This is a genomic window from Jingyaoa shaoxingensis, assembly GCF_014385005.1.
Classification (GTDB): Bacteria; Bacillota; Clostridia; order Lachnospirales; family Lachnospiraceae; genus Marvinbryantia; species Marvinbryantia shaoxingensis.
Genome location: NZ_JACRSZ010000013.1, coordinates 104591 through 110702, shown reverse-complemented (window position 1 = coordinate 110702; position 6112 = coordinate 104591). Strand labels below are relative to the sequence as shown.

Sequence of the window (6112 nt, the reverse complement as noted above, 5' to 3'; positions counted from 1 at the left end):
GCAAAAAATCACACTGCGGAGAAGAGAAAACAATTTCGTCTTGAAAAGGAGAAGCCGATACTGGAGGCATTCTGGAATTGGCTGGATCAACAGCGCCCAAACAAGGGAACCCGTTTGGCGAAAGCGGTGAACTATGCCCAAAATCGGAAAGACACCCTGATGACCTATCTGGAAGACGGTCATTGCAGTTTATCCAACAATCTTAGCGAGAATGCAATCAGACCATTCACTGTTGGCCGGAAGAACTGGCTGTTCAGCGCCAGTCCTAAAGGAGCCACCGCTAGTGCTATTGTGTATACAATAGTTGAGATGGCAAAAGCGAATGATCTGAATACCTATAAATATCTGACATATCTCTTATCACAACGGCCAAACGATAAAATGTCAGATGAACAGCTGGAACAACTTGCTCCATGGAGCGAGACTGCGAAAATGAACTGTCAAAACTAAAATAAAGTAAAACGCTTGCATCTATCATTTTGGTGCAAACGTAATTTACGAGTAACGTAGCAATATTTTGCGCTTACACTACAAGTACTCCTCCATTACATCGTCCCCCACCAGTTTGCTTCAGATAGCTGTTCTGGTTTAAGAGTCCGGTAAGTGAATCCAGCTGATTCCACATCTCATTACAATAAATAAAATACAATACCGACAGCAACGTTACACATAACCAGGTAACGTGGAGTTCAGGAAGCGCCACCTGGATGGTTGTTTCCACCATCACAAAAAGAATCAGTGGATAGATCAGCAGTCTGCTGCGGTTCTGATACTCCCTGGCAGTGACAATCGTAGATGCTGAAAGGTACAAAATTGCCCCAAAATACATGATGACATATATGCAAAAATGTGGGCCTCGTGAATAAATATTATCTGCATTCACGGAAAATACCATTCCGTGTGGGATAGAAGTGAACTACTCGGCAACTAAGTTGCCAGAGCATCTGAAATCTGGCGAGATGCCGCCTTTTTTCAGGGTGCGTCCATGACACCAATACTGCTTACCTTTCGGCTATGCAGCTACTTTTATTATTTCTGGATTTTTCAGTCCGGTTACGGACAGTTTCTTCTGCTTTCCGGATACGGAAAGATATTTCCGCAGGATATTAAATGCGCCTACTGTATCTGCGTTAAATCTTACTCCGCCAGTTATATACATACCCCGCTCTTTTCGATTTGACGCTTCTGCATATTTTTTTGATACTTCCGGTGATAACGGACTACACTGACTGGTATAGCTTTCTTCCTGTTTTATCAATTGTATTCCATACAGTTTCAGTTTATATTCCAGCATGATATACAGCCTGTTATATGGCAGTCCGTGGAACTTCTGGTTGGTCTTATGCCCCATATCTTTTTCTTTACGGATATTTCGGATGTCTCCCACAACCACACAGCGGATATCTTCTTTTCTGCAATATTCTGCAATCCATCTGGTCACTTTGTGAAGGTAATCCTTTACTGTATTCTGCTTTTTCCTGTAAAGTCTCTGAATATGTTTCGATGATTTTGGGTATTTTATTCCTCTTTCCGATTGCTGCGCATACCATACAGACTGTACTCTGGCTATCTCTTTATGAAAATATCTTTCCAGAGAAAGATATTTTCTTCCCAGGATAAAAGTCCTGCCATTTCCAGAATCATAGCAGGTCATCAGATTATGAAGTCCCAGATCAATAGATAAATAATGTCCATTCTGGGAAAGCTCTTCCGGCTCTTCAATCTCATAGATAACAATAAGATCGCATGTTCCGTTTTCCGGTGGATAGATCCGCAGCTGTTTTATACGATCCATGTCCCTGAAAATCTTATTTTCAAGATATAGAAATTTTTCATGGATCCCGTATGTTTCTTCCATGTAGCTTTTCAGCTCCTTTGGCAGAGACAGCCGCAGCTGGTCTGAACCTTTCTCATGCCGGATCCCCATCTGCATGTATGTGACCGGTATATTGTCCTGTTTAAAACGGGGCGGATTTGGTTCGTTGATCCCTCCGGTCTTTTTCAGTACATAAAATGATTTCCATGCTTTATCCAGCTGTTTGCAGGTCTCCTGCGCTGTCTGTGACGGAAGCTGTTTATACCACAGATTTTCTTTATGTACTTTTTTCTGATAATACCAGTCAGGATACTTTTCCAGTCCCAGTTCCTTATAATGACGCCGTTCGTAGTTGCAGATATTCCAGAGTTTGGATGCTGCATAACACATATGTCCTATGATATTGGAATATTCCGGCCGGATTTTTACAGATGTTCTATGTGACAGCAGCATTCCTCTCTCCCCTTCAGACAGTCACGCGAACTGATATTCACAGTCCGCTTTAAATTAATACGACTTGCTCTGATGTTCAATATAACGGCGGATATTTTCCTCAGATACAGATCCGATCGTTTCCACATAATAGGAATGGTTCCACAACTCTCCCTTCCATAGCTGGTTTCTTATTTCTGGAAAACGTTCGAACAGTTTTCTGCCGGTGATTCCCTTCAGATACTTAACGATTGCTGTTATGGACAGCTTCGGTGGAGCTGATACAAAGCAGTGGACATGATCACCTTCGCCACATTCGAACAGATGAACGGTAAACCCCTTATTCTCAGCAATCTGCTGCACCAGTTCCTGAAGATATTCCTCGATTTCTGGTTTTAATATCTTCCTCCGGTATTTCACTGACCATACCATATGGTAGTTGATATTACACACACAAATCCTGTAATGTATTAGATTTTCTTTCATGCATATAGTATAACATAATGAGTAGAAACACACAACAAATATTCGAACATATTTTCGATTGATTATATGTCAGTTACAGCATTCATATCAAGAGCCGGGAGATTATTATATTATTTTCACTGTGCAGATATGCACAATCCTGCGCTTTCATCTCGGTAATTGAATTGCCGAGGATTCCCGCTTATTGTCCTAAAAAGAAACATCAAATATCCTATTTCACAACAAATCGCTATCCCGATCTTACGTCGAAAGGCTGTTTTTCTGTCCAGGACATACACAAGACAGATCGCCACTGCCGGTGACAGACCAAATCCCAGATAGTTGGCTGCAATATTCAGCCAGCGATAACCTGACGGCAAGCCGTCCACTGCAAGGGTAACAACTTCCAATATCGAAATCCCTGCGATTAAAAGATAAGCCAAAAAAAAACCACGCTTTTGTTTTTTACTAAGCGATTCACTCAGATGTGTGAGAATGCACATAAAGCATAAAACAAAAAGATCAATTGTCGTTAACACAAAAAAATACCCATTCATTACAAACTTTTCCATTCATTTCAATTCCCAACTACCGTTGCCTGTAAATATCTATTTTGTTGTTCCACAGTTACGAATTTTAATTCCGGGTTAAATATCGATGTACAGCCTCATTTACTTACTACATAGTAAAATCCCACATACACTGCACTTAGAATCAATGATATATGGGATTCATAAGCTTTATTTTTTCAAGACTTCCTGTAATGTCGGAATAGAGTCTTGCGCCCCTTCTCTTGTTACTACAATCGCAGACACCTGATTGGCGAATTCTGCTGCTTCTTCCAGTGTTTTTCCATCTAATATCATAGCTGCCAGTGCTGCCGTGAAAGAATCTCCCGCTGCCGTAGTATCTACTACTTTCACTTTTTTCGCCGGGATATGAACTGCCGTCTTATTTTCAGCATCCAGATATGCACCTTCACCGCCTAAAGTAACCAGAACATTTTTCACACCGTGATCTTTTAAGATCTGCACTGCTTCTTCCAGATGGTTCTGTGCATCTGCAATGCCGGTCAGACGTGATAATTCAGATTCATTTGGCTTGATGATGTCTATATACTGATAAAGTTCTTCCGGGAAATGCTCCGGTGCCGGTGCCGGATCCAGAAGCACAATTTTCCCCAGTTTTCTGGCCAGCTTCACTGCATAAAGAACCGTATCCATTGGAATCTCCAGCTGAAGGATCACAATCTCACATTCCTCAATCAGATTGCGGTGTGCTTCAATATCTTCAGGTGTAAACTGTGCATTTGCTCCCTGCACCACCACAATGCTGTTATTCCCTTCTTTATTTACTGTAATAAATGCTGTTCCGGTGCTTACGTTCTCTTTTGTGAGCAATCCGGATACATCCACCCCAGACTGCCGAAGGCTCTGACGCTGCATCTCACCATAAGCATCATTTCCGATGGCTCCCAGCATGATTACATCCGTGCCAAGTCTTCCCGCTGCGCAGGCCTGGTTGGCACCTTTCCCACCGGCAACTAACTTCATACCATCACAGAGAATCGTCTCCCCTGCTACAGGCATGTGATCCACCTTCATTACCATATCGACATTCAAACTTCCGATTACTAAAATCTTACCCATTATGAAAAACTCCTTACAACCCATCAAGTTCTTTTATATTGCTTAACCTGAAGCAATCAAGACATTTGATGAGATATCTACATTAGTAGAAATTCTTTTATATTGCTTAACTAGGTGATGCGTTATGATGACTCTTGCTATCTACATTAGTAGAAATTCTTTTATATTGCTTAACAATGTATTGAAAAGGTTGTTATAACGGGAATCTACATTAGTAGAAATTCTTTTATATTGCTTAACCAGTATGGATTCGCTGATGAAGTCCGATCTACATTAGTAGAAATTCTTTTATATTGCTTAACTCCTACATCGTGAATATTCACAATTTTGAAGCTATTTTTCTTATTTAAACTCATTCTTTTATCACATTTGCACACATCTGGTTAGGCAATATGTTCTTTTTCTTTTATTAAGACTGAGGTTTGCGTTAAGTTATAATTAGGAAATCCGTTTCATCGTTTTTCGCATACCCGAACCGCATTACTTCACAACTGGATGACATTTTGAATATGATTACGCTATCTGTCTGAGCAAACTTAGATTCATATTTGTTCTTCAAATCGTTTACTATATTATTTACGATTCTTTGGCTATTGTCAATCTCAAAAACAGAATACTGAATTCGATGTCCGAATCGTGACAAATATTTTGCAAATTTTACCCGCAACTTATCATCGGATATATCATAACTCACTATAATCATTTTATGTCTCCCTTCAAACAACAATTTCATCATTATATTTTAGATGTTATGCCTTACACATCAAACGTGTTTCGTATTTTACACCTTATATAGTAAAAATATGGGTAGTTCTTCTACACTTCTTCTCTTCATAAAATATCGATAGTATTGTTGCACATACAAAAAAATATCATCTTTATATTCTAAAATTGCCTTCATAAGAAACTGTATGTATTCTGGATTTTTTTTATATTTGAGGCACCATCTCTGATCATATACATCAAAATCGTCCACTTTACACTGACCCAGATTAATTGCTTTTCTGATCTCATAGTCCACGATCGGACGCATCGGTTCCATAATATCGCATACCAACGACTTTCTCATATAAAAGCATTTATGAAATACACCATAATAAGTATCAAAGCCATACACTTGCAGCATAGCATCTACAATATTAAAAAGTATAGTGTATCCAATATCTAATGTAACATTAATGTAATCATTTTTGATTCTAGGTTTTCGTCCATTCCACTGTACATTATCAAACATCCTTGGGAAATATACTCTGGCTGCATTTCCTTCTATCCCCATGATTTCAAGATATTCCAGATTCTCTTCCAACTGCATCTGAATATCATCCAGTAACTGAATTCCCTCTTTTAAATATTCTGTCTTACGTCTGATATTCCGCAATGCCTGAGCCTGATTTTTGATTTTATTCTGCTCAATTTTTCTACCGATCTCATCTCCGTCATAATCATACTGGTGACGACGCAATAACGTATTTCCTTCCATTCTTGAACCCAGTACCTCATACACCTTAAATGTCGTGCTCATTAAGCAAATAGAAAATCCGAATTTCTTACTTCTCTGTATCAGTCCACTGGTGATTGATATATTTCCAATTACACATATCATAAATAATCGATAACAAGTAGACTGATATTTTATTTTTCCTTCTTTGTCCTTTACCACAATATTATCATTAGAGAATGAAAGTTTCTCTCCTGCATTAGTAAATAAAAATATAATCTGCTTTTTCTTGAAATCATTGGCATTTAACAT

The 6112-nt window shown here is 39.1% G+C and carries 8 protein-coding genes; 1 reads left to right on the top strand and 7 read right to left on the bottom strand.

Translation table 11 applies throughout. The features are described 5' to 3' along the window. A partial coding sequence (locus H8716_RS12725) for an IS66 family transposase (protein WP_249309352.1) occupies nt 1–450 on the top strand: 450 nt, incomplete at its 5' end. Nucleotides 451–523: 73 nt separating this feature from the next. On the opposite strand, the gene H8716_RS12720 is transcribed toward H8716_RS12725, so the two are convergent. From H8716_RS12720 to cas1, 7 genes are all read right to left on the bottom strand, one after another. Continuing rightward, nucleotides 524–829, bottom strand: coding sequence for a hypothetical protein (locus H8716_RS12720; protein ID WP_249309350.1), 306 nt, complete (start codon nt 827–829; stop codon nt 524–526). A gap of 183 nt (nt 830–1012) precedes the next feature. Beyond that, nucleotides 1013–2269 (bottom strand): RNA-guided endonuclease InsQ/TnpB family protein, encoded by a 1257-nt coding sequence (locus H8716_RS12715; protein ID WP_249309349.1) that lies wholly within the window; start codon nt 2267–2269, stop codon nt 1013–1015. A gap of 54 nt (nt 2270–2323) precedes the next feature. Next, nucleotides 2324–2734 (bottom strand): IS200/IS605 family transposase, encoded by a 411-nt coding sequence (tnpA, locus tag H8716_RS12710; protein ID WP_283243126.1) that lies wholly within the window; start codon nt 2732–2734, stop codon nt 2324–2326. 116 nt (nt 2735–2850) lie between these two features. After that, nucleotides 2851–3285, bottom strand: coding sequence for a hypothetical protein (locus H8716_RS12705; protein WP_249309348.1), 435 nt, complete (start codon nt 3283–3285; stop codon nt 2851–2853). Nucleotides 3286–3453: 168 nt separating this feature from the next. Next, entirely contained in the window at nt 3454–4362 is a 909-nt protein-coding gene (gene rbsK / locus H8716_RS12700) for a ribokinase (RefSeq protein ID WP_249309347.1), read from the bottom strand. A 427-nt stretch (nt 4363–4789) separates the two neighbouring features. Continuing rightward, nucleotides 4790–5065 carry a CRISPR-associated endonuclease Cas2 gene (gene cas2, locus H8716_RS17895; protein ID WP_249309345.1) on the bottom strand — a complete coding sequence of 92 codons (276 nt, stop codon included), beginning with the start codon at nt 5063–5065 and terminating at the stop codon, nt 4790–4792. 78 nt (nt 5066–5143) lie between these two features. Then, nucleotides 5144–6112 (bottom strand): type V CRISPR-associated endonuclease Cas1, encoded by a 969-nt coding sequence (gene cas1, locus H8716_RS12690; protein ID WP_249309343.1) that lies wholly within the window; start codon nt 6110–6112, stop codon nt 5144–5146.